This window comes from Nostoc sp., assembly GCF_036917675.1.
Lineage (GTDB): Bacteria > Cyanobacteriota > Cyanobacteriia > Cyanobacteriales > Nostocaceae > Nostoc.
This window is the reverse complement of record NZ_JBALCT010000003.1, coordinates 18,848-44,072: the sequence shown is the minus strand read 5'-3', so window position 1 is coordinate 44,072 and position 25,225 is coordinate 18,848. Positions and strand designations below refer to the sequence as shown.

The following is a 25,225-nucleotide window of genomic DNA, read 5'->3' as shown; positions in this document are numbered from 1 at the left end:
GAATTTAAAATTTAAACCATTGTCAGGTCAATCAGGATGAAAACTTTTGATTGTATCCTCAAAGAAACCCGATTAATGACTACATCTATCTTATGAATTTCAGCTTAATCTTCGTGCATTCTACCTGGGTTAGCGTCGCGTTGGCCGTAGCCTTGCCGTCAGGCATCGCTATTTTTTTTCCAACTTTAGCAAGTGCAGCAACTCCCCTAAAACCACAGAATTCTTCAAGCTCTGTACAGGTTCCCGATTATCTCAACCCCAATCCCAATCCTCTGCAATTTCCTACCAAACCGGAGGAAGTAAGGATTCAGCAAACTGTGCCAATCAGTTTGGCACAAGCTTTGCAACTAGTACAACGCAACAATCGAGACTTACAGGTAGCTATATTGCAGCTAGAACGCAGTCGCTCGGCGGTACGTCAGTCTCAAGCTGCCTTGTTTCCTACTCTGGGAATCAACAGTAGTCTGACTAACAGTGGGAATGGTTTTAGTGGCGGTCAATCTCAAAGCAGCAGTTCTTTCAATGGTTCAGCACAACTGAATTACAATCTCTATACCTCCGGGAATCGACAAGCGGCAATCCAAGCAGCTGAAGAACAACTACGTGTAGATGAATTTAATGTTGAAAGTCAGTCTTTGACAATTAGATTAAATGCCACCACTCAATACTACAATTTGCAAAAAGCCGATGAACAAGTCAGAATTAGTCGGTCTGCTGTGGAGAATTCCCAAGCTAGTTTGCGGGATACTCAAGCTCGACTAGATGCTGGAGTAGGTACGCAGTTCGATGTGCTACAAGCTCAGGTAAATTTAGCAAATACCCAACAAGTCCTGACTAATGCTATTTCACAACAGCAAATTGCCCGTCGTCAGCTTGCAACTCTGTTAAGTTTGTCGCAGTCAGTTGATATCACTGCCGCAGATCCCGTACAAATAGCGGGTCTTTGGCAGCCAACACTGGAAGAAACTATTGTCCAAGCGTTTCAAAATCGTCCAGAATTGCCACAGTATTTGGCACAACGTAATATTTACGAGCAACAGCGACGACAAGCGCTTTCACAGCTAGGGCCGCAAATTAGTGTAGTAGGCAACTACAACCTGCTAGATCGGTATAATGATGGCGTCAGCGTTACTGATGGGTATTCAGCAGCAATTCAAGGAAGTCTAACTTTGTTTGATGGGGGAGCAGCAAGAGCGAGTGCGGCTCAATCGAAAGCTAATATTGCGATCGCAGAGACTCAATTTGCTAGCCAGCGCGACCAAATTCGCTTTAATGTAGAACAGTACTATTCTCAATTGCAATCCAATTTAAATAATGTGCAAACTTCTAGTGTGGCTTTAAATCAAGCCAGGGAAGCTCTAAATTTAGCAAGGCTGAGGTTCCAAGCTGGTGTGGGCACTCAAACAGAAGTGATTGCTGCTGAAAATGACCTGACAACAGCAGAAGGTAATCGAGTCACAGCTATTTTGAATTACAATATCGCTCTAGCTAATTTGCAAATATCAGTCACTTATAGGGCTTCGCGCTAAGTACAGTTTTGCGTAAAAACGTAGTTTTTTAACGCAGGGAAACGCATTAACATTGCATCGGGACGCATTGGCATTGAAAAGGGACGCATTAACATTGCATCGGGATGCATTGGCATTGTAGAGGGACGCATTAACATTGCATCGGGATGCATTGGCATTGTAGAGGGACGCATTAACATTGCATCGGGATGCATTGGCATTGTAGGGGAACGCATAAACATTGTATTGGGATGCATTGGCATTGTAGGGTATTGCAAAATTTAATTTGCTACGAATTAATGAAATGCTGTAGTAAGGAATAAGAATTAAATAACATACTATTTATGTCCCTGGCTTACCTCACCCTCAATCCCTCTCCTTATAAAGGAGAGGGAAGCTAGAGATAGGATAAAGTTTTGTATTTTATTTAATCCACGTTTTTAAGGTCAAATCATTAAAGAAAAGTTTGCTTAGATTCTTAGATTGGTAATCTATGTGAGTGTATAGCCATTTTCAATCCGGTGAGGTATAGGTATGCAAACAGACCTAACCCCCTAACCCCCTTCCCGAAGCGGGAAGGGGGAAAAATTCAAAACCTCTCTCCTTTTAGGAGAGAGGTCAAAATTGTACCTCACGCTTGTTGATAACCGCTATAGCTATCATTCAAGCAAACTAAAGGCATCTAAGTTGAGAATGACTATGGCGTGGTAATTATCGCTACTGGGCAATGGGCTTTACTCAGAATTGCATCGACTCTGTGACCGAAGAAAACGCGACCCGTAACCATTCGGATACTACTTCCGAGAATAATTAGGTCAACTTCATTGGTTTGGGCAAACTTGAGGATTTCCCTTTCTGAGCTGGTTCCTTGTAGAATATATGTTTTGACATCAGCACCCAGATTGCGGCCAATTGCTGCTTGCTGTTCGAGCATATCATGGGCAATTTCTTTCACTGGAGCTAGCGATCGCTGTTCGTAAAGAATATACTCAACCTGTGGCAAATTAATCACGTTAACGATCATCACTAATGCCCCTGTTTGAGCAGCGATCGTACTTGCCATCTCTACCGCATTTTTGCTATATTCTGTCCCTACTGTCGGCACCAGAATTTTTTTCAGCTGTTGTTGAGCAATTTTGCATATCTCGCCTTTAGGGTGGGGTAAGTGCGACTTCACCACCATCGTTGCACAAGGCGCATCTTGTACTACCCGGTCTACAAGCAAATTGAACAATGCTTTCTGGGGGCGGATCTGTTCAGAAGCTCCCAGTACGATCAAGTTATAGCCTTTGTTCGCTTCATTCAGAATGACCTCGGCCTTATTACGCCCAGACTCCGTTTTTGTTTGCAGGATGGTATCAGCAGGTAGCTGCATTTCTTCAGCAACAGAAGCCAGAGCTTCCTCGGCGGCGGTGTCTTTAACTTGGGTTGCCGTTCGACGTGCTTTTTTTTGGGGCTGCTTGTCACTCAGGGCATATAGAGATGTGACTTCTATGGAGTTTTGGTGAGCCATGTAACCGACTAGTTGCGCCGCTAGTTGGATGTTGGGGCCACCGCTAGTGGGTATTAAGACACGCTGGATTTGTTTGATAAAGCTTTGGCTATCTTGTTCTTCTTGTTCCAAACGTCGAGCTTCCTCTTCACTCATAACCACCTTCGACAAACACCAGCGCAAAAGAGGTGGAGCCATTAGGGAAGTAGCGATCGCTACCATGACAATAATCGAGTACATCTGGGGATTCAGCACTCCCAGAGATAAACCAATCGTGGCAACGACAATTTCCATCGCCCCGCGAGCATTCATCCCCGAACCCATCGCCAAACCTTCCCAATGACTCAAGCCGCCGACGCGAGAACCAAGGTAAGCACCTGTAAATTTCCCAACACAGGCGACAGTGAGAACAATCAAGCCAAATATCAACGTTTGAGGGACTAACAGAGTTAGCAAATTAACTTTCAAGCCAGCTGAAGCAAAGAAAATTGGCGCTAGAAAGGCTGCTGTGAAGACTTCTAGCATATGTCCAGCTTCATTGCTAAAGCGGCGGGATTGACCTGCCAGAATCCCCAGCACGAAAGCACCTAATGCTGCTTCCAGACCTAATGCGTGGGTAAGTGCTGCTGCTGAGAGCGAAAGAATCAGCACAACCGATATACTAGCGGAGATTCCGCCAACGTAGTCATCAACCCAGCGCAAAATCTGGTCTACGATGGTACGCCCGATTGTGAAAGCGATCGCTAGAAACAATACTGCCGCACTCACGGAGTGAAAAACTGTCCCAAAGTCAAACTTGCCGCTAGTAGCTAAACCTGAAACCACAGAAAGTAAAATCCAGCCGATGGTGTCGTCAGTCATCCCAGCTGCTAAGGTGACTTGACCTATGTCACGGCGAATCAGGTTTAAGTCCATCAGCACCTTAGCAATCACTGGTACTGCCGAAATACTCATTGCTGTGGCGATAAACAGGCTGAATACCAGTCGCTTATCTGGATCGGCTAAAAAACTATCTGGCAATAACCAGCCCAATCCAAATCCGGTGATAAACGGGACAATAATTCCGCCCAGTGAAATCAGCAGAGCCGTTTTACCCTTACGAAGAATCAGCTTGAGATCCGTCTCCAAGCCAGTCACAATCAGCAAAAATAACACGCCTAACCAAGAAATCACCGAAAGTAAATCAGACTGATTTTGACTTTTGGGAAAGATTTGCGCCTGTAAGTCTGGAAGAAGCAAACCAAATATAGAAGGGCCAAGCAGCACACCTGCTAATAATTCCCCAACAACAGGCGGTAGGTTAATCCGGCGCATTAACTCACCTAATCCCCGCGCTACCAGAAGCAACAGTGACAGTTGCACCAGCACCAATAGCAGCTCATGATGACCGAGAGGTTTAATTAAACCGTCACCGGCTGCTTTCTGTGCAGCGAGTACAGGCACTAACATCAGGGACAGGTTTTGCATATAAGCGTCCAAAGATGGATTACAAATTTTTCAAGGGGCTGTTCAAGTAAATACTGAAAATGTTTATTTCTACATCGGCCTAGGAGCTTAACCTATTACGCCGTAAGTCCCCCACCTGAATTCTGTACCCAGAATCAGTGGCGGGATATAAGGCGGTTGATAAGGATTGCATCTAATATTAATTTTTTGCACAGCAAAGACAAAAATTAGATGTATGACGAATCAACAATTATTTTATTTTGTTATTTTATTTTGTTTTAGGGCGTTACCAGAAAATAGATATCATGCTAAGATGAATATATCAATGAGGTGATATTGAGTGTTACACAAGGTTGTACAAGTTCGTTTATACTCGTCACTTGAGCAGCAAATCCAATTAGCTCAAACTTTTGGTTGCGCTCGGTGGTGGTGGAATTATGCCCTAAATAAGTCAATTGGGACTTACAAAGAAACAGGGTTTGGACTTACTCGTGCAGCGCTCAACGCACTTCTTCCCGCACTCAAAAAATCTGTTGATACAGTATGGCTAGCTGATTGTTATAGCCAAGTTTTACAAGCGACAACACTGAATCTGACCACAGCTTACAAAAACTTTTTTGATAAGCGTGCTGGTTTTCCTAAGTTCAAATCGAAACATGGTAAACAGTCCGCCCAGTATCCTCAGAATGTCAAAATTGTAAATCGTGATATCAAACTTCCAGGCAATGTTGGGACAGTTAAAGCCAAAATACACAGACCCATTGAGGGGAAAATAAAGACTGTTACTGTGAGTAAAACGCCTTCTGGTAAATACCTTGCCTCTATCTTGACTGAGGTGGAGGGCGAAAATCTAGTTATTTCAGAAGGTAAAATATATGGGATTGATTTAGGGTTGAAACATTTCGCCGTTATAACTGATGGCAAAAAGATTTCTAAATACGATAACCCTAAGCACCAAGACAGGCATGAGAAAAACTTGAAACGGAAGCAAAAGAAATTAGCTCGTAAACAAAAGGGGAGTAATTCAAGGAATAGGTATAGAAAAGTTGTTGCCAAAGTGTACGAACGAGTTAGTAACTCAAGGCAGGATTTTCTACATAAACTTAGTTATAAGTTAGTCAGCGATAGCCAAGCTGTCATAGTAGAGAATCTTCATGTATTAGGCATGGTTCGTAATCACAAATTGGCGAAAGCAATATCTGATGTGGGGTGGGGAACGTTCACTAACTTCTTGGACTATAAGTTAGCTCGTATTGGTGGAAAGTTAGTTGAAATTGATAGATGGTTCCCCAGTTCTAAGCTTTGTTCTAATTGTTTCTATCAAATCAGTGAGTTGCCGTTGGATGTCCGTGAGTGGACTTGTCCTCATTGTAATACTCATCATGATCGTGATGGAAACGCAGCGATAAATATTAGGGCAGAGGGTATCAGAATGCTAAAGGCGGAAGGTTCAGCCGTCTCTGCTGTAGGAGGGGAGGTAAGACCAAAACTAGGGCGAAAGTCCAAGTTGCGGCACTCCCTCGTGATTACAGAAGCCGACACTGTACAAGGCAAGCTCCAAGTCAGTGTGGGTAGTTCACACTGTCATTATTAACGGCATGATGATCATGCGCGATCGCCCGAAGCTGTCAGTTCAGCAGCAAAGCTTTGCTCATCAACTTATTTTTGAGCGCGAACAAAGAACTTTGTAGTGTCTTCCCAAATACCTTGATCAGTTGCTAGCTTTTCAATTTCTACTTTGTACTCAACTTGCAACTGATTTAATTGTTCTCGTGATAATTTTGACAACAAAGGATTCCCTTTAAAATTTATATTAATTATTGTTCTAGATAATCTGCTATCCCTAAGAGGGCGATAACGTCCTGATGGCTCAATCTTAATTTCGATATCTCTAAAACCTGCCTGATTGAGGAAATTTCGACATTTTTCTGGAGTCCCAAGTGGTTCAAGGATATGTGGTAGCGATTCGCCCAAAACTCTAGCGCAGATCCTCTGCTGAAGAGATGCCATAAAAGCAGTTTCGGGAGGACAGGTAAATGCCACATACCCTCCTGTTTTCAAGAAGCGATACCACTTTTGCAAAGTAGCAAGGATATCAGGGAAAAGTACAATTGCCTCACAGCAAAAGACAACATCAAAACTACTATCACTAAAGTTGAAATCTTCTGCATCTGCCTCAATCAGCTCGATGTTTTGTAATTTTGCTGCTGCAATCTTAAGTCTTGCTTGATGCAACATTTCAGGGGTCATGTCAATCCCAATCACATAGCCCTCTGAACCAACTTTTTCAGCTGCGGGTATCGCAACTAAACCTGTTCCAGTCGCCACATCAAGGATTTTCTGTCCCGAATTTAGTGGCACAAATTCAAGTAGAATCTTCGCCTCTAGAGGATGGCGAGTACCTTCCTCATGGTCATAAGTCGTTCTACTACCATAGAATTCTCTTAGTTGCTGCTTATAACTATCCTGATCAGTCATAACCAAATGTCAAATTTTCTCCACTTTATAGTAACTCTTGTTGTGATATTGAGTTGCTCGCTGCTGAACCCAACCCTCACAGCACAAGCCACTTCTTCATCCACCACAGTTTACGAACAGCATATTATCCATAATCCAGATGGTATCGGCAAATATTACATGGGGCGAGAAATTGCCAAAGTTATGGGATATACGGGCGCTGGCTGGCTAGAACGTTCAAGCCGAGAGGGAGAGGAACAGCCAAGTAAAATAGTCAACACCCTCAACCTAAAACCTAATGATGTGGTGGCGGATATTGGCGCTGGTACAGGTTACTTAAGCTTTCGCATCGCGCCGCTATTAACAGCAAGTAAAGTGTTGGCTGTAGATGTTCAGCCAGAAATGTTGGAAATCATTGAGTTGTTCAAAAAAGAGAAAAACATCACCAATGTTGAGCCTGTTTTGGCAACCCTTACTGACCCAAATCTACCACCTGAAAGTGTCGATTTGGCTCTGATGGTGGATGCTTACCATGAACTTGAGTATCCCCAAGAAGTGATGCAAGGAATTGTGAAAGCACTGAAACGAGGTGGAAGGGTGGTTTTAGTTGAGTACCGGGGCGAAAATCCCTTTATTATGATTAAAGGTCTACACAAGATGACTCAAAAGCAAGTCCGTAAAGAAATGCAAGCTGTTGGTTTGGTTTGGCGTGAAACTAAAAACTTGTTACCTCAACAGCATTTAATGGTATTTGAGAAACCTGATTCTAGCGATTTATTGACAAGATGAGGCTTGGGCAGTGTATCACAATAAAAATATGCACCAAGCCATAATAAAGTAAGACTCCTTGCCAGAGCAGAAAATCATGGTCAACCTCAAGCAGCGAATTCCTCCTTTAGAAAATGGCGATCGCCTGACTCGCTACGAATTTGAACGACGCTATCAAGCAATGCCCCGTCATCAAAAGGCAGAATTAATTGAAGGAGTTGTATACTTGGCATCCCCATCACGCTTTGAAAGTCATGCTGAACCACATGGCCATGTAATAGGTTGGTTAGGACTTTATCAAGCATTAACTCCTGGTGTGAGATTGGGAATTGAGCCAACAGTCCGCTTAGATCGAGACAATGAACCGCAACCTGCTGGAGTGCTATTAATCACACCAAAAGCTAAAGGGCAATCTCGTTTGAGCGATGATGATTATATAGAAGGTGCGCCAGAACTCGTAATAGAGATAGCAGCTAGCAGTGTTGCTATTGATTTACATGACAAGAAAAAAGTTTATGGTCGGAATGGGGTAAAAGAATACATTATTTGGCAAATATTTGAAAATAAATTAGATTGGTTTCGCCTGCAACAAGGAGAATATGTGTCCTTAGAAGTGGACGCAGATGGAATTATCAAAAGTCAAGTATTTCCTGGTTTGTGGTTGTGAATCTCAGATTTACTTGCTGGGAATATGCAGCAAGTATTGGCTGTATTGCAGTTCGGATTAAATTCGCCAGAACATCAAATATTTGTGCAGCAGTTGTCTGGAGAAGGAAGATATAGCGCACAGACCTAACCCCCAGCCCCTTCCCTACAAGGGAAGGGGAGTAAGATTTTTTGACATCAGTCTATTTTTTGGGAATGAGACTGGCGCTTTTGGTTGCACTATCCCAAACAATCCAGCTAATAGAATCATCTAAATCATCGGGGCTATTTGAAACTTTAAAATATAGCTTTTCTTCGCCCTTTCTTTCAATGGCAAAGTCGGCATTTTGAGCATAAACGACTATAAAACCTTTGTCGCGCAAACAATACATCGCCCAAGCTTTCAATGATTGCTTGTATGGTTCGTGTGGAATTGGCGGTTTTGCGATCGCATCTTCAATTACTTTAAATATTTGTGTGATTTTCGCGGTCATAGTAGATTAACTAGTGTCCTTTTAACTATTGTGTGTTCTATCCATTTGGGCATTTGCAAACATTATTATCCCCAAATTTTTTGCAGATTGAGTACAAAACCAGGTAAAACACTTTCTCCAGAAATAGTTTGAGGTGATTTTAAAATTTCCACATCTTGTCCTGGACGATAAATTTCTACTTCCTGTTTTTTTATATTTATCAGCCAACCTAAACGACAACCATTTGATATATACTCCTGCATTTTTTCTTGAACTTTTTTCAAACTGTCAGATGGCGAGATGATTTCAATTGCAAAGTCAGGACATAAAGGAATAAATTTTTCTCTTTGTTCTTTTGTCAAACTATCCCAACGAGATTTGTCTACCCACGAAACATCAGGAGAACGGTCAGCACCATTTGGTAAAGTAAATCCAGTGGAAGAATCAAAAACTTCGCCTAGTTGCTTTTGTTCATTCCATGATGCTAATTGCAGAATTAAATTAACATTACTTCTTCCCGTTTCTCCTCCCGTTGGTGGCATTATGATTAATTCTCCTTGGGCATTGCGTTCTAGTTGTAAATCGGGGTTTCCTTCACACAGCTGATAAAACTGCTCTGTTGTCAGTTTAAGAATCGAATTAAGGTTTAATGTCAGTGCTGTCATAGAAGTATTTCCCGTTTTTTGCTGACAAATAATTATTTAATGGTCATCTGGATCGCAACGAATTTCAATCATAAAGCCATCTGGATCGTAAAAATACACACCTCTACCAGTAGGACGAGTGACTGGGCCATGTGCGATCGCTATTTTATTTTCTCTGATCACTGTCACCGCGCGATCGAATAACTGCGGATCGATATCAAAAGCGAGATGGTACGCTCTGGTGAAAGTCTTTTCTGGATTGGAATCTGGTGGTGATAACTCTGGTTCCCCAAATAAATCCAGTATCGTCCCATCTGGGGTGATGAAGTTGGCTACTTTCCCAGATGCCACAAGTTCCACCAGGGTTGCGGGTACTTCCTCGCCTGTGAGTTCGTGCAAACCCAGGATTGTGCCATAAAAGTAGCGGGAAGCTGGCATATCCTGGACGTTGAGGGCAATGTGATGCACTTTACGCAGATTTCCTGGTGCTAGGACACTGTTCACGGATTGGGTACTAGATAGCATAATAAAACAAAATTTCCCTACAGAGATAGAAGTTCAACTTCTTTCTTAAAGTTATTATTCATAATAAACACTTCGCATGGCTTTTGATTATTCTTTAGACTTTAAAAATATCGATTTTCGGCAACATCCTGAACTCTATCGTGTTGGAAAGGGTGAGCAGGGTGTACTTTTGGTAGAACCATACAAATCAGAAATCCTCCCCTACTGGCGGTTTAAAACTCCTGATATTGCTAGAGAGTCAAGTGAAAAAATCTACGAGATGTTTCTTGCATATCTAGAAGAAGATGATTTTGTTGGCGCGGATATGGCACGGAAGTTTATCCAAATGGGTTATACTCGCTCTCGCCGTTATGCTAATCATAAAAGCGGCAGGAAATATAAACAAAATTCGGTAACTTCAGGTGATAAAAAAGAAATTCTTCCTTATGAAGTAGACTCAGTTAAAGCGGAATCGGCAGCAATATTTAAAGCTAAGTGGGTAGAAGCAAAGACAAATGAGAAATATCAAGAGCTTTTAGCCAAACATAAACAGATGTATGAGAGCATTTGACTTTTGTAAATAAATATACCTGGCGATTAGAAATCGCGGTTAGACAAACTATAGTGCTTCTGGGTTAAGTGAGGTACAAGAACCCCACCCCCAACCCCCTCCCCGCAAGCGAGGAGGGCTATGATGTAGGAAAAAGCTATAAGTCCCCCTGCGCGAACTCAGGAATTTGAAACCCACGAAGGTGGGTTTTGTCTATATAGCCGCAAATTCTATTTGCCAGGGCGAGTATCTGAGGTGGATGAACGGAGTTCTGAGGTGGATGAACGGAGTTCTGAGGTGGATGAACGGAGTTCTGAAGTGGATGAACGGAGTTCTGAGGTGGATGAACGGAGTTCTGAAGTGGATGAACGAGTATCTGAGGTGGATGAACGGAGTTCTGAAGTGGATGAACAAGTATCTGAGGTGGATGAACGGAGTTCTGAGGTGGATGAACGGAGTTCTGAAGTGGATGAACGGAGTTCTGAGGTGGATGAACGAGTCTTTGAACTCCATTAATGAGTCTTTGATATTCGTGAATGTGGTATTGTTGCCAATTAATTTAAGAGTAGCGCGATCGCATCTTTTCTCTAGGCAATAGTTGTTTATCGCCATACCTGAACCAGCATTAAATCGAAATGATAGTCATATGTCCACACTGGTAGCTTGATTTATTCTGACAAAATGGCAGTGACAGCATCACAGAGGGTAATCCGTTGATCTGGAAAACGTGCAGCTTTTTCAACTGCTGCAATATATTGCTCCTGTGAAGGATTAACGAAATCAACTGCTCCTATATATTGTCTAGCAAAGCTAATCGCTTGTTCAGTTCCAAGACGATATAGCAAAAGATTATATGTTTCCAGATAAACAGGAAAGGGAACTAGGATTATTAAATCTTTCTGTATTGATCCGTTGTAGTTCAGCTTGCGATCGCTGATGATATTGGTCGTCTACGTCTACGGCAGCGTACAAAAGACCAGTGTCAGCAAATACGGCTCTCAAGGTGTGTTTGGTGGTAATGACTGTGAAAAGGCTTGTTCAGCTAGAATTTTATCGTGATTTGCCGATGTATCTTTAAATCCACTTCCCTTTGGTGGAGGAGTAAGAGATAGACCTTGCTTTCGTGGAAGTAAATAGCCACGTTGGCAAAGGAAATCTTCTAAAGCATTTTCTGCAACGACATTCGCGGGTATGGAAACTTCCTGATCTTTGATATAGGCATTGAGAGCATTAGCGATCGCATCTGGCAGTGTGATATTGAAGGACTGCATAAGCTGGTTACATTGTTAGCGATTAATTTAAGAGTAGCGCGATCGCATCTGGGAGCATCTCAATGAGTGTAAAAAGCCTTGTGAAACCTCACCCCAACCCTCTGGGATGCTTTGGAGAGGGAGCAAGAATCTTGTTTCTCTTATGGTATATTTGCAAAACTGAGATGCGATGGGAGCATCTAGACTGATCCCGCCATCTAAACTTGACTGGGGTCAAACAACCACCCATCCCCGACTATCTCCTCTAGGCGTTGATTGAGTCGAGGGAGGAAATATTCTGGATCGTTGAGCCGTTGCTGAGTAAACCAAATATTAAACCTTTCCTCTGTTTCAATTCCTTGGCTATCCGCCGCCCCTGATATGATCTCGAAACTACACTCTTGGAGTTCTTCTAACTGCGGATCACCTTCACCTCGGTAGTTGCAAAAGAAAATTGCCGTTGCTCCTAGCAAAGCTTCTAATTCATCACCTTGAGGCACTCTATTATATAAAACATTGATTAACTCAATTGTCTCTGCTAGGGGAGGTTGAATCTTCAGTGTCAGCCAGATTGCTTGAGCTAGATAAACCAAACCGTTACTTTCATCTGCTACACCTAAGTTAGTCAGAACCGTCACCAAATTAATGTATGCACGTATTTGTGCAAGTGTGACAGCAGCTTGCAAATTGTAATTTAACTCCTTAGCTTGATCTCCAGTTTCAGCCGCCCAGTAAGACTGATTTACTAGCGTCGCGGCTTTCTCTAGGTCATCGTTGATATCTTCTTCGATTTGCAAAGACTGTTCATAGAAAGCGATCGCTCCTGAGATGTCTCCTTGTTCGGCTTTTAACCCTGCTATTTCGTGTAGTGTTGTGGCTTTCCCTAGTAGATCGTTGATATCTTCTTCGATTTGCAAAGACTGTTTATAGAAAGCGATCGCTCCTGAGATGTCTCCTTGTTCGGCTTTTAACCCTGCCATTTTGTGTAGCGTCGCGGCTTGTTCTTGCAAGTTCTCTTCAGGGCAAAGGTCTAAGGCTTGCTGAAAATGGACAACAGCCTGTTGCAAAAAACCCAAAACCTCTTCGACACGAGCAATGGTTATCAAGATGCGGTAGTCTGGAAAAACTGCCAAGATTTGCTCACATAAATCAAAAGCTTCTACAAAGCGGGAATTGTTTACCCAACCGTTTGCAATCTTATCCCCAACGCTAACAGCAATTTCCTGCTCTCTTGCCAGCAGCCCCAAACGGACAATTTCCAGTCCTTCTGCTTGTGTACGTTGGTTAGAGTCCTGCCACCAAACTTGATAGATTTTCTTCACCGCTTGCTGTCGGGTTGCTTGCCACTCTGACTCACTCAACACTGATTCCAGCAATGGTTTTAAAATTGTCGTCACTCGGTAATTAGCTGGCTGGGTGGGGTTAGTGGTGGCGGACTCGACTAGGCTAAGGCTGACGGGAGCATCCCAAATGTGCAAAATGCCCTCCCTCAAGCAGACGCTACGCGAACAGTCTGGAAGTTTGGTGGGGCTAAAACAAAGTCTGCCTAGCTTTTTCCTGATGGAGACGCGGCTCTTAGCTCGCTTTCCCAAAGGGGTATGGCTTCTGCGAAGCAATACGGAGACTAGGATTAGTCCGCGCACAGAGAAGTCTGAAGGAAGGGAACCGACGTTAGCGTAGCCCAACCCAGGCATCAGAACTTCTCCTCTGGTGTCCGCGCCAGGGACAGAGCGGACTTGGTTTGTGTAGTGGCGAATGTATTTGTGCAAAATTGGGATGCTTGCAAGGCCCAGAAGCTTAGGTAAGTCTGGCCTAACTCCCCCCTCTCCTTGTAGGAGGAGGGTTGGGGAGAGGTTCTGCGTGAAAACACTAATTGTCTTCTCTGTCACAGGCAGATGAAACACACTCAACTGGGCGAGAAACTTTTGTTCTTCCGGTTGCAAGGCATCCAGCAGAGTTTGTGCTAAAGTATTTTCACGAAACTTTTGCTCAGTCTTCTCCAGCCGATTCAGTAGTTCATCGCCCGCAAGTCCTAGTTGCCCAATCACCTCCAACAGCCACTTCAGCAAACCAGGGTTGCCATTGGCAATGTTAATAATCCTCTGAGTTTTTAACTGTTGCCTAACTTCTTTATCTAAGGAAAAGCAGATTTTATCAATATCACTGCTGCTCATCTCTGCCAAAGATTCCAAGTGCAGGCGATGGGGTGGCAAGGTGTCTTTTTTCAAATAGCGACAGGTGACAATCAGCCGACTTTCTGCCCCGGTTTTTGCCAATGCTGCACAAATCGCCTCTAAAATCTCGTAAGCCTCTGCCGTCATCCGCAATGAGCCATCTTCAATATTCCGGTTGGGGATGTTTTGCTCAAAGTCATCCAGCACCAGCAGCAGGGGTTGGTTGTGGACGTTTTCAATTGCTTTAAAAAAGTTTTGCAACCGCCGTTTGAGAGTTACTTTTGGTTGATTCAAAAGTGCGGGTACATCTGCAAACCGCTCATATTTATGGGAAAGCTGATTTAGCAAACCCCACTCATTCAGAAGGCCAATCAACACGACTCGCGCAAAATTAGTACGCTGCGCCTGCACCCTGGTACATAACCGCGCCGCCAAGCTACTTTTGCCCAGTCGGCCCACCCCGGTAATAAACACACCGATTTGGTCGCTGGTTTGGCGCAATGCCTTGAGACACCGTTGCAAATGTCGCCTGCGTCCGACAAATTCAAACAGACTGGCAACTTTGATTTGATTATTCTCATCCAGAAATTCTGGCTCTGGCGCTGTGAACTTCAACCTTTGGCGATTTCTTGTTCTCAGTGGTGTCACTAGTTCGGCGATCGCGTGCGTATGCCGATAGATCCGCAACAGATGCCAGTCGGTACATTCGTTGTCAATCATCTCCTGCTGCGCCGCTTTGATTGCTGCTTCAACAGTTGCCCCCGTCGCCAAAGCTCGATAGAGCGCCTGTGCGGCGACAATACCCGTGCGGTGAAACACTGGACACGCCCAGCCTAAAACTATACCTGCTCCCGCCTTCATCAATGCCTGAGCGAGCGAGGGTACTATCCCCTTCTCAGGAATATATCTCGGATGACAACTAGAGAGAAAAGTTACACGGGGAAAGCGATCGCCAAAGGCTCTAGCTAAGTCATTGATGGTAGTAAGTTGCAAGTTCCCCACCTCATCCTCGGTGAGCAAGCAAGGAGTATTGTCTGGTAATCTTGCATCTGGTGGCAGCAAATAGCCGTAATCTTTTTTGGTATAAATTATCCCGTGTCCTCTGAGGTGAAAGACATCAAAATAATCTTCCGGGTAGGATTGCACCAAATTAGCTAACTCTGCAACCGAGCCAGTTTCTTCCACAATCAACGCCAAAGGCTGCTCTTTAATTGCTTGCAAAAGGTTCGCTTCCTCCTGCTCAAATCCTAGTGGTGGAACTCTGGGATCTTCAGGTGAAGTCGCCATGAACAGCAACCGCAAGGGGCGATTTGGCACGCCAATCACTTGAGTTTGACGCTGCCGCACAGAACGCACTGGCAAGATTGAAATATCCTGGCGTTCTATTAAAAACCCTGCACCATCATGTAGTAATTCCCAAGGCAAATGTACCAATCCCAATGCTACTCTTTCTGTTTCTGGGTTCAACCCCTGTGCTTCGCTGGCTTGAATCAAATCCAGATAAATTGTTTGCTCATCTGCTTCATTTAGCGACCTTCTCAGCCATCCCTCATTACCATCTAGCCATTGATAAAGTTGTCGTCCCAACTGGGTGAGGTTGGGTAAGGCTACTGTTTGTTGAGTATAGTAATTTTGCTCACACAAATCAATCAGCGCTGCCAACTCTGCTTTATTCAAGTGACGTGAAACATTGTTGAAGCGCAGTTCAAAAGTTTGCTCTTGACTAAGGGCGAAGGTGAGGTTTAGAGGCATGGCCTGTAGGGGTAGTTTCCACAATAACCTTGACCGTATTATCACTCAATTACTGAAAGCTTACACTGTTCCTAAAGGCTTGCCCTATTCCTAAAGGCTTAGTTATCATCGCCGATATTCGTCGCCACAATCGCCGATTAGCTGATATAAGTCCCGTGATTGCCGAGATACTGCATTGATGTGATCGCGATCGTCAGCATTTAAACTAAAACTAAATACTTTGGCATTATCTTCTATATGTTCAGATACACCAAGCCTTGCACCAACTATCACACCTCCCACAGTTGGCTGATCTAAGATGTAACGCACTGCTACGTTAGAAATACTTACCCCATGCTTATTAGCAATTTCCTTGAGGATCGCCAGCAACTCTTGAAATAATTGCCAACCACCCCAACCATCGATTATATTTTTATATTTTTTCAAACTAGCGGTGGACAGATCAGATCCTCGCGGTTCCGGTTTCCCCAAATAGTTTTCTGATAACAAACCGCCGCACAATGTCCCGTAAGTAAAAAGCTTTATGTCATGCTGTTGACAAAACTCCACCATATTAACTTCGGGACGGCGGTCAACAAGGGAAAATTGCACTTGGTTAGAAACAATTTTGATACCTGCTTCGGTAATAATCTTCAAATGTTCCGTGTCAAAATTAGTTAAACCTAGATGCTTAATTTTACCCTCAGTCTGAAGTTCTGCCATATATTTGAGAGCATCCAGGTAATTTTTATCCTGATATTCCCACCAGTGGAATTGCATCAAATCTAACGATTCTACATTCATCCTTCTCAGGGAAATATCAATATTTTCCTCGACGAGTTTTTTCGTCATTTTACCTGGACGAGGCACCCATTTTGTAAAAGCTTGCACCTGAGATAAAGCATCTTTCCCACGAGTATCAATTAGTTCGCAGCGAAACTCGCCAATAAAATCTTCTGCAGGACCATAATGGTCTGCTAAATCCCAAGTGGTAAAGCCTGCATCTAAATATTTGAACATAGTCTCAATAGCGGCTTGGGGATTTATCTGTCCGTGTCCGCCGGAGACTTGCCACATACCATTTAATATGCGGCAGATGTTCAAATCGGGAGTGAATTGGAGACGGCTAGCTGCGGGTAAGTTCATTTTCAAGTTTAGGAGTGAGGAGTTAGAAGTGATAAGTTAGGAGTTAGGAGTGAGGGGTGAGGGATGAGGGATGAGGGATGAGGAGTGAGAAGAGTTAATAATTAGTGAGTTGACAAGAGGGTTTTTACAGCCTTTTTAACTTTTCTACTTTATTATGAATGATTTCGGACTGCTAGAGTTAATAACTGCTAAAGTCTTAACTCCTAACTCCTGTACAGACGCGATGTTCCTCGCGTCTCCTAACTCCTAACTTTTTAACGCCAGCCTTTTTCAGCTTGTTCGAGAACGTAAGCAGCAACCCCTTGAATTTGCTGTTCACTGAGGCGCTCTTTGTAGGCTGACATATTATTTTTACCATTGGTTACTATAGATGTAACTGCCTCTATGGAATCCATACCATATTTCTTGAGCGCTTGCTTTTTGAGATTTTTACCTCGCCTGATTATGTTGCTACCGTTGATATGACAACCAGCACAATGAACACTAAATATTTGTTCACCATTAACTGTGTCTGCTGCACTAGCAGGGAAAGTAAAAGTACTGATTAATAACAAAAACGTTACTAATACTAATGTGATTATTTTTTTCAATTAACTTCTCCTGATTTTGACATACTGGTTGCAGGCATAAGTGTCATAACCAATACTATAGGGATTCAAAGTCAGTTGAAAATCCAGCAAAATTTGCACAATCTTCTTGAAAAGCTTCGGCATCGCTAACATCCTCAATTTTATAGGACATGATGCGGGTACCATCTGGCATTTTTTTGGAACCAATCAATTCACCTTGATATTTCTCTGCGATCGCTTTAAATTCAGTACCATAACGCTTCCAGGCATCGCTTGAACAAGTAATATTTACTCGCCACATATTTCACTCCCAATGACTATCACTAAATCTTGATCATCTCATAAATGGGCAACATATTACACATCACTGAAACAGTGCTGAGTGCCCAGGAACGAGTGCTGAGTAAAAAGTAAAATTAATTGCACGGGCTAAACGCCCCGCTATCGCTAACAGCACACTCATGTTTGTTCGCGTAGGGTCTCCAAGAGTTGCCGCAACATCGACGGTATGGAAGAAAAAATGCATTTATTTCGGGCGGAGAGTGCAATCAATTTATAATCCGTCCTGACTTCAATCCCCTAGATTTATCTCTCTTGGTTACTCAGCACTTAGCACTCCTGAACTTTTTGGGGCTGTAATTTTCTATCTAAAGGAAGTGCCTAGTCCAATCAGACTACGCCATAATATGGGTGTATGAACATATCTAGAAAATATTTTAGTTAAATCCCAAGAGTTAAAAATGCCTAACAATATCAAACAACAAATTCAAGCAGACCTGCAACAAGCGAAAGAAACCGGACAATTAAGAACTGATCGGATTCGAGAAATTGTGAAATCGGCAGTTTCTCAAGTAGCTTCTGAGTTTAAACAAGGTTCTAGTGAACTTCGTAGTCTTGTTAGAGATGCAGTTTCTGCTGTAGTTGAAAACTTCCAAGAAAAAGGTAGCGAACTCAAAGATGATGTGACAGCTTCCATTGAAGGAGCGCTGGAAGGAATTAATAGTCAAAGACACGAAAGCATTGCTAAAACTCAGACAGATATCAAGCGACTACAAGCTCAACTAGATGGTGAAGAAGAACAACTCCAGCAAGAGGTTGATGTGATTTTGGCAGAAATTGAAGAGACGGGTAAGGAAAGAACTCCTAGTACCAAAACTGCAATTGATTCTGCTGTCAATGCTATTAAGGATAGTGAAGAAGCAGGATTGTTAAAGAAACGTTACGCGCAACTGCAAGCGCAGCTAGCCATTGTCCGAGCTAACTTAGCTGCACGCTATGGCGGACGTACTATGGAGGTTCAAGATTATCTAGACGAGGCTAAACACTGGTATGATAAAGCTCGTCCCCAAGCAGAATCTATGGCTGCACAGGTAGGAGAAAAGCGATCGCAGCTAGAAGACCAACTAGGTGAAGCTGGTACATCTCTAGCGAAAAAAGAGCGCCAAATCAAACAAACGTTGAGGCAGTTACTGTTAACGGCGGCTGACTTATTCAAAGATAAGGAACCTGCTGCTAAAGAGCGAGACACTATTCATAAATAGACTGTTTTAGTCTTTAATTGATTTATAGCTTTTCCTAATTAAATCAGCTAGCTCATAGCCCCCTCCTCGCTTGCGGGGAGGGGGTTGGGGGTGGGGTTCTTTTAACCTCACTCAACTGAGAACCCCTATAGTATGGTGCATCTTTACAGAAATGTTTTTATTGACAAATTATCTCGAAATATCCGCTTAACACAATAGCAGATTCCATACATAAAAACTGCTGCGTTACGCTGTTATAGCTAACGCACCTTACTTAATTAGAAGTCCTTAAAATTAATCTTGCGTACTAAATAGCTAGGCGTAATTAAATATTAAGATCAAACCTCACCCTCAATCCCTCTCCGTGAGTTCGGAGAGGGAAGCCGGAGGCAGGGGTGAGGTTTTATATTTAATTTGACCCACTTACTTAGTAAATACGTCCTCCTTCATTAAGTTGTTCTTCATGCTTGGCAATAACCCAAATTGCATGAATACTACCGGGTAGCCAACCTAGAAATGTGAGCAAAATGTTAATAAACAAAGTTGGGCCAACTCCAACTGTCAGGAAAACGCCTAAAGGAGGCAGTAGTAAACCTAGAAGAAAACGAACTATTTTCATGATGTTACAACTTTGTGATTTTGTTTAATTTGAAGATGCCGAATGAGGAAATCCACCTTCGGATATTTTATTTGGAGTAGAGACGTGATCAGTAAGATTGGTATTTCTACTCCCTGTAATACTTATCTTGAAGGTAATTCATTTTGGCTTTTTACATCACCACTGCTGGTTAAAAGGTTTCTTTCAACAAAGTAGTTGTTAATGAAGGTGTTAGCAAAAGATAAAATTACTGGACCTAAAAGAAAACCAATAATTCCGTGAACTGAGAACCCAGGAATTAGCAATGCTGCTAACCAGAAACACAAACCATTGACGATCAGCGAAAATCCCCCAAATGTGACTAAGTTAAGTGGTAGAGAAAGAGTGGACAGAACTGGTTTAAATGAACCGTTAATTAGACCAATTACTAATCCGGCAATCAAAGCTGCTGGAAAATTAGCAATATTAACGCCTGGAACAATTAAATCAACAATCAACAGGCTCAAAGCTGTAGCTAGCGCGGTTAATAATGGAGTCAACATTGTTTTTACCTAAGAAATAAAGATATTTCGTTTGAAACCTCTTATCTCATCTTTAACTATCTGCTACGTTTTAACCTCTCTTGCAAGATAGAATTTACTTCTACCATTAGGTCTATCATTGAGAAAACTATAGCGGTTATAATATAGATGCAATTGCCGTGATGTAATGTTTTTAAGGGTGCGTTATAGCGCTTCTCTGTTGAGTCCAATACAGACCTAACCCCCAACCTCAACCCTTGTAGCGTTGGGGAGTAAAATTCAAAGCCTCTCTTCTTTTAGGCTACGGTGTACCCACAAGTTATCGGATTACTCAAAAGTCCTCTAAAACCCCACCCTGTCCTATCTTTAATCCCTCTCCTTACTAAGGAGAGGGACAGGTTTTACTACGTAAAACCAGGGTGAGGTATCTGAGTGGCTATGAGGCTTAACCCGTTCAACCCAACCTACAATTATCCTTACAGCTATTTTCAGGTAAATAGACCACGCGGTAAGGGCACAGCAATGTTCCCTACGAAAGATGTGGTTCAAATACTTGAATTCTGCTGTAACCCAAGCGTATTGCGTTATAAACAAATTTAACGCACCCGACAAATTTAAGATTAATTTAATGTCATAGTCCAACAATCACTCAGATTTTCCCGACTCAGACTGATAGTAAAGGGCTGATTTATACAAGACTTGTTCTTGATGGGTTTCTAAAGTGCAATCAGATAAAAGGTAAGTTACACAAGTAACAACATAACCAGCCTGGATTTCACTTGGACGCAGAAATTTTTGCTCACTTTGATCAACTTCACCGCTAATGAGTTTGGCGATACAGGCAGAACATTCACCTTGTTTGCACCCAGATGGTAGGCGAATACCAGCTTCTTCTGCCATATCCAGAATATATTGATCGTCTGGTACTTGAATGGTGCGATCTAACCCAAGTGTAGAATTGATGAATCGAACTTGATAAACTGCCATCTGCTATTTTTAATTATTGTTTAACTGCTTTCATCGACAAACTAATCCGCTTGAGTTTCTCGTCGATTTCTAGCACCTGCACTTTAACTACTTGTCCAACTTTGACAACTTTGTTGGGATCGTCTACAAATCTATCAGCAAGTTGGGATATATGCACTAAGCCATCTTGATGTACCCCGATATCAACGAACGCGCCGAAGTTGGCGACATTCGTCACGATTCCCTCTAGTTCCATTCCCACCTTTAAGTCCCTGATTTCCTTAATTCCTTCTTTGAAGGTGGCATACTTAAACTCAGCACGAGGATCTCTACCTGGTTTTTCTAGTTCGCTGAGGATGTCGCGTAGTGTGGGTTCGCCAACGCTATCGGTAACATATTTCTTCAGGTTGGTCTTTTTGAGTTTTTCGGCAATTTGTGTCACCTGATTTAATGGCACATTTAGATCAGATGCGATCGCTTCTACTACAGAATAACTCTCTGGATGCACTGCTGTATTATCTAATGGGTTGTCACCACCGCGAATCCGCAGAAAACCTGCTGCTTGTTCAAAAGCCTTCGGCCCCAATTTGGGAACTTTCAAAAGTTGACGGCGATTTTTAAAGGCTCCATACTGGTTACGATAGGCGACAATATTATTGGCAACTGTTGCCGTAATCCCAGAGACGGAAGTCAGAAGTTCTTTGGAGGCGGTGTTTAAATCTACGCCGACGTAATTAACGCAACTTTCGATAGTGTCATCCAATTTCTTTTTCAACAACTTCTGATCGACATCGTGCTGATATTGTCCCACACCAATGGATTTGGGATCGATTTTCACCAGTTCCGCCAAAGGATCTTGCAAACGGCGACCGATGCTAATTGCACCGCGCACGGTAATATCTAAATCGGGAAACTCTTCTAACGCCACAGTACTCGCAGAATATATAGATGCGCCAGACTCATTTACCATCACCTTAACTGGTTTGCGTTCTATGGTTTGCAATACTTGCGTCACAAACTCCTCTGTCTCGCGGGAGGCTGTACCGTTACCGATGGCGATTAACTCAATTTTGAATTTTTCAATGAGATTTTTGACAGTTTGTGCTGCTTTGAGTCGTTGTTCAGCCGCTTGATGGGGAAATACCGCTTGGTATTCCAAAAATTTCCCAGTTTGGTCGAGGACTGCAACCTTACACCCAGTTCTAAATCCAGGGTCTATCGCCAGCGTTGGTTTCATTCCTGCTGGTGCAGACAGTAGTAACTCCCGCAGATTAGTTTCAAATGTCTTAATTGATTCCATGTCTGCATAAACTTTATTCTCAGAAATTACTTCTCCCATGAGAGAGGCTTTCATCAAACGATTGAATGCATCCTTCAACATCGCCTGATAAAAATCCCGAATTGTGCGGACTTTGGTTTTAATTTCTTTTGACTCAAGATAGTAAAGTATTGTATCCTCATCAAAAGCAATTTCAAAGCTTAATACTTTCTCAGTTTCACCCCGACACAACGCCAGCATATTGTGAGGTGCAATATTTTTTACCCTAATTTGATAGTTACGATACATCTCAAATTTGGTTGTACCTTCAGGATAATCATCTTTGATGCGAGAGATAAATACCCCTTCATCTAAAAGATAGTCGCGGATATATGCGCGTAACTCAGCTTTTTCAGCTACTTCTTCCGCTAAAATGTCAGCAGCACCTTTGAGCGCTTCTTCTGCTGTTTTGACTCCCTTCGTTTCAGAAATATACTTAGCCGCTTCTTCCTCCAGAGAAGCCGTTGCAGCATTTTTGACATTTAGCGACTTGATGAACTCCGCCAGTAGTTCGAGTCCTTTTTCTCTAGCGATGGTGGCGCGGGTGCGTCGCTTTGGTCGATAGGGTAAGTATAAATCCTCAAGTTCGGTTTTTTGTAAGCAGGATGAGATTTTGGCTTTGAGTTCATCTGTAAGTTTACCTTGTTGAGCGATCGCACTTAAAATCACCGATTTTCGTTCTTCCAGTTCTGTTAAATAAGTATATCGATCAGCCAGTTCACGTAGTTGCACTTCATTCATCTCATCGGTGCGCTCTTTGCGGTAACGTGCAATAAAGGGAATTGTTGCACCCTCCGCCAAAAGTTCCAGCGCGTTTTGTACCTGATGGGGTTTGAGGTTTATTTCAGTTGCCAGTAGTTGGGGAATGTTCAGCATTAGGTGTCTAAAATGAAAATGCTACTTCTTAAAGGTGATATGCTAGCTCATTATCCTGGTGCAAGGCCAAAGTTTTAAGCCAATTTACCAGATGATTGCTCACAAGAGTGCAATTGGCGAAATAAACAAAACCCACCTACGCAAATTTTAAGCCCTTTCAATCCGCGTAGGCGAATCATAATTTGTATAGCATAGCGCAGCATCAACCACAGAACAAGGAGCTATTCGCCAAGCTTTTGGGCGCTTCATCTGTCGCAATAATTATTCCAATTGGTGTAATATACAACGTTGCGTAATCTTGACTTTCTATAATATTTATTTCGCTCGACTGTTGTGGCTAAAACCCGATTGAATGTAAAATTATCCCTAATTACAAAAAGTTTGTTTCATAAACAACTACAACCTTTAGTTCAGAGGTGAGTAAAATGCCTTTGTTTTTCTTGATCCCACTATGTACGGCTTTAGCCACTGGCTACTTATTTAAAAAGAGTACTGATGAAATTGCATATCTTGCAGGTGTATTTGCAGCTATTAGCTTGATTTTCACTTTAGTATTAGCACCCTGGCAGATTCAGTTTGGATTGTTAATCATTGTCTTAATTATTACCAACAGGCTTTTGCAGGAAAATGAGTTAAAACAAACTCAAGCCACAAGAAAACAATTTAGAGAAATTAAATAATACCAACTACCACTCAATAATTTTTTATCAACTTTAAACTGCTGAAAATTATCAGACACCTAACCCAGGAATGTCTTTAAACACGGAAGTTGGTAACGTTTTATGGGAAATTCTTCTGTATGAGTATGGTTTTGAAATGAAATATTTCCTAATAATGGCAAACTTGATCTTCTCCTTCAGCCGATAAACGCTATGGTTAGGTATTGTTGAGCTTTTCCATCTGTAAGGCGAAGCCAACTTTTAAAAGTATGCTTACAATCAATCGTAGTATCAAATAAACTTTGATGAGAGAATTCAGAAATAGGCTCTTCCAACTTACTTAGTGTCTGAATTAGCTCTCAACTAAATTATGTCTGAGATATCTGAATTTCAAAATTTTCGTGGATAAATAAAAAACTATTCAGACTCTTGGTTGCATTTATAACTTGTGCTGCAAATAATGTATTTTTGTACTACAATTTGCCACTGTTTACACTGTTGTTCAAATTGAAATTCTGCTTTCTCAAACTCTTAGCTTTGAACTTCTAGAGTCTGAGACTAAATCGCTATTTCTGTAAGTTTCTTAGCCAGAAAGTGCTTCATAAATGCACAAATCCTTAAAAATGAAAATTCATCTAGAGGAAAGTTTAGATTTGATGAAGTTTCTGTTTAAATATATTTTCGGTAAATGAATTTTTGATGAAGTGAGGCGATAAATTTGCAACACGCTTTTCTCATGGTATTCTAGTAGGTAATTACATGTAATAATAAAGTTAAAGTAAATCTTTAGTTAAAATTTCATGTAATTAAGAACAAGTTAAGCCAACCTAATACTAAGTAATGTAAAAACATCTCAAATCAGATGCAATCAACATTAATATGCGAGTTGATCAGCCAACGCTAGTTTACATTAGCCGTTAGTGTGATCAAAAATTCCATTTGGACATTCAGGAAAATTCCCCAGAAACCTGTAAAGCGCATTCCTATAGACTGATTTATCTATGGTTTCCGCAGCCAAGCAGACTTCTGCAATTTGTTGTGTTTAAACGCCCTTGAGTACAAATTTTTATGAATCGGCTTAATTCCCAGCCGAGGTTACAGATATGTCTGTGAGCCTAGATCAATTCTATGGTATCAGAACAAATTTGTGGCAAAACCCGCAACCTTCACTATATCTGTATCCTTTATAACCTAGATATTGCGATCGCGCCAAAAGTAGTCTTGAAGCATAACTGGCTGACACAGAAGGTTTCTATAATTCACAGTTGGGCTAAAGAAAGCCTAAATTGATTATGCCAATTAATTGCCAAGAAGAAAACTGGTTTGTCTGGGAGTATAACTCAGTGAACAAATTTAGCGTATTCTACTCCGATAATATCGGACGCTTCCATAATACAGGTACTATTATGC

The 25,225-nt window shown here is 42.1% G+C and carries 24 protein-coding genes and 2 pseudogenes; 9 read left to right on the top strand and 17 right to left on the bottom strand.

Translation table 11 applies throughout. The features are described 5' to 3' along the window. Window positions 1-92 precede the first annotated feature (92 nt). Entirely contained in the window at window positions 93-1,529 is a 1,437-nt protein-coding gene (locus V7K31_RS00820) for a TolC family protein (RefSeq protein WP_335092022.1), read from the top strand. On the opposite strand, the gene V7K31_RS00815 is transcribed toward V7K31_RS00820, so the two are convergent. Next, window positions 1,526-1,744, bottom strand: coding sequence for a hypothetical protein (locus tag V7K31_RS00815; RefSeq protein WP_335092021.1), 219 nt, complete (start codon window positions 1,742-1,744; stop codon window positions 1,526-1,528). The genes V7K31_RS00820 and V7K31_RS00815 overlap by 4 nt on opposite strands. Window positions 1,745-2,205: 461 nt before the next feature. Continuing rightward, complete coding sequence (locus V7K31_RS00810; RefSeq protein WP_335092020.1) at window positions 2,206-4,467, bottom strand: cation:proton antiporter domain-containing protein; 2,262 nt, start codon at window positions 4,465-4,467, stop codon at window positions 2,206-2,208. Window positions 4,468-4,786: 319 nt separating this feature from the next. Here V7K31_RS00810 and V7K31_RS00805 point away from each other — a divergent pair. After that, a pseudogene (locus tag V7K31_RS00805) lies at window positions 4,787-6,021 on the top strand (RNA-guided endonuclease TnpB family protein). A gap of 84 nt (window positions 6,022-6,105) precedes the next feature. Here the strand turns inward: V7K31_RS00805 and V7K31_RS00800 are convergent. Further along, window positions 6,106-6,924 carry a class I SAM-dependent methyltransferase gene (locus V7K31_RS00800; RefSeq protein ID WP_335092019.1) on the bottom strand — a complete coding sequence of 273 codons (819 nt, stop codon included), beginning with the start codon at window positions 6,922-6,924 and terminating at the stop codon, window positions 6,106-6,108. A gap of 6 nt (window positions 6,925-6,930) precedes the next feature. Between V7K31_RS00800 and V7K31_RS00795 the strand changes: the two genes are divergently transcribed. Together V7K31_RS00795 and V7K31_RS00790 are read left to right on the top strand one after the other, a co-directional pair. Next, a complete protein-coding gene (locus V7K31_RS00795; protein ID WP_335092018.1) occupies window positions 6,931-7,692 on the top strand; it encodes a class I SAM-dependent methyltransferase in 762 nt (253 codons plus the stop codon). A 76-nt stretch (window positions 7,693-7,768) separates the two neighbouring features. Further along, window positions 7,769-8,467, top strand: a pseudogene (locus V7K31_RS00790) (Uma2 family endonuclease). Between the two features lie 52 nt (window positions 8,468-8,519). Here V7K31_RS00790 and V7K31_RS00785 read toward each other — a convergent pair. From V7K31_RS00785 to V7K31_RS00775, 3 genes are all read right to left on the bottom strand, one after another. Beyond that, window positions 8,520-8,810 (bottom strand): hypothetical protein, encoded by a 291-nt coding sequence (locus V7K31_RS00785; protein WP_335092017.1) that lies wholly within the window; start codon window positions 8,808-8,810, stop codon window positions 8,520-8,522. 65 nt (window positions 8,811-8,875) lie between these two features. Further along, entirely contained in the window at window positions 8,876-9,454 is a 579-nt protein-coding gene (locus tag V7K31_RS00780; RefSeq protein WP_335092016.1) for a Uma2 family endonuclease, read from the bottom strand. Window positions 9,455-9,490: 36 nt separating this feature from the next. Further along, on the bottom strand, window positions 9,491-9,958 hold the full coding sequence (locus V7K31_RS00775; protein ID WP_335092015.1) for a VOC family protein: 468 nt from the start codon (window positions 9,956-9,958) through the stop codon (window positions 9,491-9,493). Between the two features lie 76 nt (window positions 9,959-10,034). On the opposite strand from V7K31_RS00775, the gene V7K31_RS00770 reads away from it, so the two are divergent. Continuing rightward, window positions 10,035-10,508 carry a DUF4385 domain-containing protein gene (locus V7K31_RS00770; RefSeq protein WP_335092014.1) on the top strand — a complete coding sequence of 158 codons (474 nt, stop codon included), beginning with the start codon at window positions 10,035-10,037 and terminating at the stop codon, window positions 10,506-10,508. Window positions 10,509-10,721: 213 nt separating this feature from the next. Continuing rightward, on the top strand, window positions 10,722-11,003 hold the full coding sequence (locus tag V7K31_RS00765; RefSeq protein WP_335092013.1) for a hypothetical protein: 282 nt from the start codon (window positions 10,722-10,724) through the stop codon (window positions 11,001-11,003). Window positions 11,004-11,155: 152 nt separating this feature from the next. On the opposite strand, the gene V7K31_RS00760 is transcribed toward V7K31_RS00765, so the two are convergent. The 7 genes from V7K31_RS00760 to V7K31_RS00730 form a co-directional block, all read right to left on the bottom strand. Continuing rightward, entirely contained in the window at window positions 11,156-11,332 is a 177-nt protein-coding gene (locus V7K31_RS00760; protein WP_335092012.1) for a hypothetical protein, read from the bottom strand. Between the two features lie 4 nt (window positions 11,333-11,336). Beyond that, entirely contained in the window at window positions 11,337-11,489 is a 153-nt protein-coding gene (locus tag V7K31_RS00755) for a hypothetical protein (RefSeq protein WP_335092010.1), read from the bottom strand. Then, the gene (locus V7K31_RS00750; protein WP_335092009.1) at window positions 11,486-11,758 is read right to left on the bottom strand and encodes a hypothetical protein; all 273 of its coding nucleotides are present in this window, start codon (window positions 11,756-11,758) and stop codon (window positions 11,486-11,488) included. Before V7K31_RS00750 ends, V7K31_RS00755 begins: the two co-directional genes overlap by 4 nt. Before the next feature lie 197 nt (window positions 11,759-11,955). Further along, a complete protein-coding gene (locus tag V7K31_RS00745) occupies window positions 11,956-15,663 on the bottom strand; it encodes a CHAT domain-containing protein (protein ID WP_335092008.1) in 3,708 nt (1,235 codons plus the stop codon). Window positions 15,664-15,768: 105 nt separating this feature from the next. After that, window positions 15,769-16,788: an aldo/keto reductase gene (locus V7K31_RS00740; protein ID WP_335092007.1), complete on the bottom strand. Its 1,020-nt coding sequence runs from the start codon at window positions 16,786-16,788 to the stop codon at window positions 15,769-15,771. A 254-nt stretch (window positions 16,789-17,042) separates the two neighbouring features. Continuing rightward, window positions 17,043-17,378 (bottom strand): cytochrome c6 PetJ, encoded by a 336-nt coding sequence (gene petJ / locus V7K31_RS00735; RefSeq protein ID WP_335092006.1) that lies wholly within the window; start codon window positions 17,376-17,378, stop codon window positions 17,043-17,045. 55 nt (window positions 17,379-17,433) lie between these two features. Beyond that, complete coding sequence (locus V7K31_RS00730; protein WP_335092005.1) at window positions 17,434-17,658, bottom strand: hypothetical protein; 225 nt, start codon at window positions 17,656-17,658, stop codon at window positions 17,434-17,436. A gap of 439 nt (window positions 17,659-18,097) precedes the next feature. Here V7K31_RS00730 and V7K31_RS00725 point away from each other — a divergent pair, with 439 nt between their 5' ends. Then, complete coding sequence (locus tag V7K31_RS00725) at window positions 18,098-18,898, top strand: histidine kinase (RefSeq protein WP_335092004.1); 801 nt, start codon at window positions 18,098-18,100, stop codon at window positions 18,896-18,898. Between the two features lie 406 nt (window positions 18,899-19,304). On the opposite strand, the gene V7K31_RS00720 is transcribed toward V7K31_RS00725, so the two are convergent. The 4 genes from V7K31_RS00720 to V7K31_RS00705 all read right to left on the bottom strand — a co-directional run bounded on the left by V7K31_RS00720 (window position 19,305) and on the right by V7K31_RS00705 (window position 23,156). Continuing rightward, the gene (locus V7K31_RS00720) at window positions 19,305-19,496 is read right to left on the bottom strand and encodes a YqaE/Pmp3 family membrane protein (protein WP_334823577.1); all 192 of its coding nucleotides are present in this window, start codon (window positions 19,494-19,496) and stop codon (window positions 19,305-19,307) included. A gap of 122 nt (window positions 19,497-19,618) precedes the next feature. Continuing rightward, window positions 19,619-20,017: a phage holin family protein gene (locus V7K31_RS00715; protein ID WP_335092003.1), complete on the bottom strand. Its 399-nt coding sequence runs from the start codon at window positions 20,015-20,017 to the stop codon at window positions 19,619-19,621. Between the two features lie 624 nt (window positions 20,018-20,641). Then, complete coding sequence (locus tag V7K31_RS00710) at window positions 20,642-20,983, bottom strand: 2Fe-2S iron-sulfur cluster-binding protein (RefSeq protein WP_335092002.1); 342 nt, start codon at window positions 20,981-20,983, stop codon at window positions 20,642-20,644. Between the two features lie 13 nt (window positions 20,984-20,996). Further along, window positions 20,997-23,156, bottom strand: a complete 2,160-nt coding sequence (locus tag V7K31_RS00705; RefSeq protein ID WP_335092001.1) for a Tex family protein — start codon at window positions 23,154-23,156, stop codon at window positions 20,997-20,999. Between the two features lie 425 nt (window positions 23,157-23,581). Between V7K31_RS00705 and V7K31_RS00700 the strand changes: the two genes are divergently transcribed. Continuing rightward, on the top strand, window positions 23,582-23,836 hold the full coding sequence (locus V7K31_RS00700; protein ID WP_334823675.1) for a hypothetical protein: 255 nt from the start codon (window positions 23,582-23,584) through the stop codon (window positions 23,834-23,836). A 1,107-nt stretch (window positions 23,837-24,943) separates the two neighbouring features. Further along, window positions 24,944-25,105 (top strand): hypothetical protein, encoded by a 162-nt coding sequence (locus V7K31_RS00695; RefSeq protein WP_335091999.1) that lies wholly within the window; start codon window positions 24,944-24,946, stop codon window positions 25,103-25,105. Window positions 25,106-25,225: the final 120 nt, after the last annotated feature.

What these genes read in the sequence shown, in the direction of transcription:
- V7K31_RS00820 (WP_335092022.1), top strand. Translation starts at nt 93, where the DNA reads ATGAATTTCAGCTTAATCTTCGTGCATTCTACCTGGGTTAGCGTCGCG.
- V7K31_RS00815 (WP_335092021.1), bottom strand. Translation starts at nt 1,744, where the DNA reads ATGCGTTCCCCTACAATGCCAATGCATCCCGATGCAATGTTAATGCGT.
- V7K31_RS00810 (WP_335092020.1), bottom strand. Translation starts at nt 4,467, where the DNA reads ATGCAAAACCTGTCCCTGATGTTAGTGCCTGTACTCGCTGCACAGAAA.
- V7K31_RS00800 (WP_335092019.1), bottom strand. Translation starts at nt 6,924, where the DNA reads ATGACTGATCAGGATAGTTATAAGCAGCAACTAAGAGAATTCTATGGT.
- V7K31_RS00795 (WP_335092018.1), top strand. Translation starts at nt 6,931, where the DNA reads ATGTCAAATTTTCTCCACTTTATAGTAACTCTTGTTGTGATATTGAGT.
- V7K31_RS00785 (WP_335092017.1), bottom strand. Translation starts at nt 8,810, where the DNA reads ATGACCGCGAAAATCACACAAATATTTAAAGTAATTGAAGATGCGATC.
- V7K31_RS00780 (WP_335092016.1), bottom strand. Translation starts at nt 9,454, where the DNA reads ATGACAGCACTGACATTAAACCTTAATTCGATTCTTAAACTGACAACA.
- V7K31_RS00775 (WP_335092015.1), bottom strand. Translation starts at nt 9,958, where the DNA reads ATGCTATCTAGTACCCAATCCGTGAACAGTGTCCTAGCACCAGGAAAT.
- V7K31_RS00770 (WP_335092014.1), top strand. Translation starts at nt 10,035, where the DNA reads ATGGCTTTTGATTATTCTTTAGACTTTAAAAATATCGATTTTCGGCAA.
- V7K31_RS00750 (WP_335092009.1), bottom strand. Translation starts at nt 11,758, where the DNA reads ATGCAGTCCTTCAATATCACACTGCCAGATGCGATCGCTAATGCTCTC.
- V7K31_RS00745 (WP_335092008.1), bottom strand. Translation starts at nt 15,663, where the DNA reads ATGCCTCTAAACCTCACCTTCGCCCTTAGTCAAGAGCAAACTTTTGAA.
- V7K31_RS00740 (WP_335092007.1), bottom strand. Translation starts at nt 16,788, where the DNA reads ATGAACTTACCCGCAGCTAGCCGTCTCCAATTCACTCCCGATTTGAAC.
- V7K31_RS00730 (WP_335092005.1), bottom strand. Translation starts at nt 17,658, where the DNA reads ATGTGGCGAGTAAATATTACTTGTTCAAGCGATGCCTGGAAGCGTTAT.
- V7K31_RS00725 (WP_335092004.1), top strand. Translation starts at nt 18,098, where the DNA reads ATGCCTAACAATATCAAACAACAAATTCAAGCAGACCTGCAACAAGCG.
- V7K31_RS00720 (WP_334823577.1), bottom strand. Translation starts at nt 19,496, where the DNA reads ATGAAAATAGTTCGTTTTCTTCTAGGTTTACTACTGCCTCCTTTAGGC.
- V7K31_RS00715 (WP_335092003.1), bottom strand. Translation starts at nt 20,017, where the DNA reads ATGTTGACTCCATTATTAACCGCGCTAGCTACAGCTTTGAGCCTGTTG.
- V7K31_RS00710 (WP_335092002.1), bottom strand. Translation starts at nt 20,983, where the DNA reads ATGGCAGTTTATCAAGTTCGATTCATCAATTCTACACTTGGGTTAGAT.
- V7K31_RS00705 (WP_335092001.1), bottom strand. Translation starts at nt 23,156, where the DNA reads ATGCTGAACATTCCCCAACTACTGGCAACTGAAATAAACCTCAAACCC.
- V7K31_RS00700 (WP_334823675.1), top strand. Translation starts at nt 23,582, where the DNA reads ATGCCTTTGTTTTTCTTGATCCCACTATGTACGGCTTTAGCCACTGGC.
- V7K31_RS00695 (WP_335091999.1), top strand. Translation starts at nt 24,944, where the DNA reads ATGGTATCAGAACAAATTTGTGGCAAAACCCGCAACCTTCACTATATC.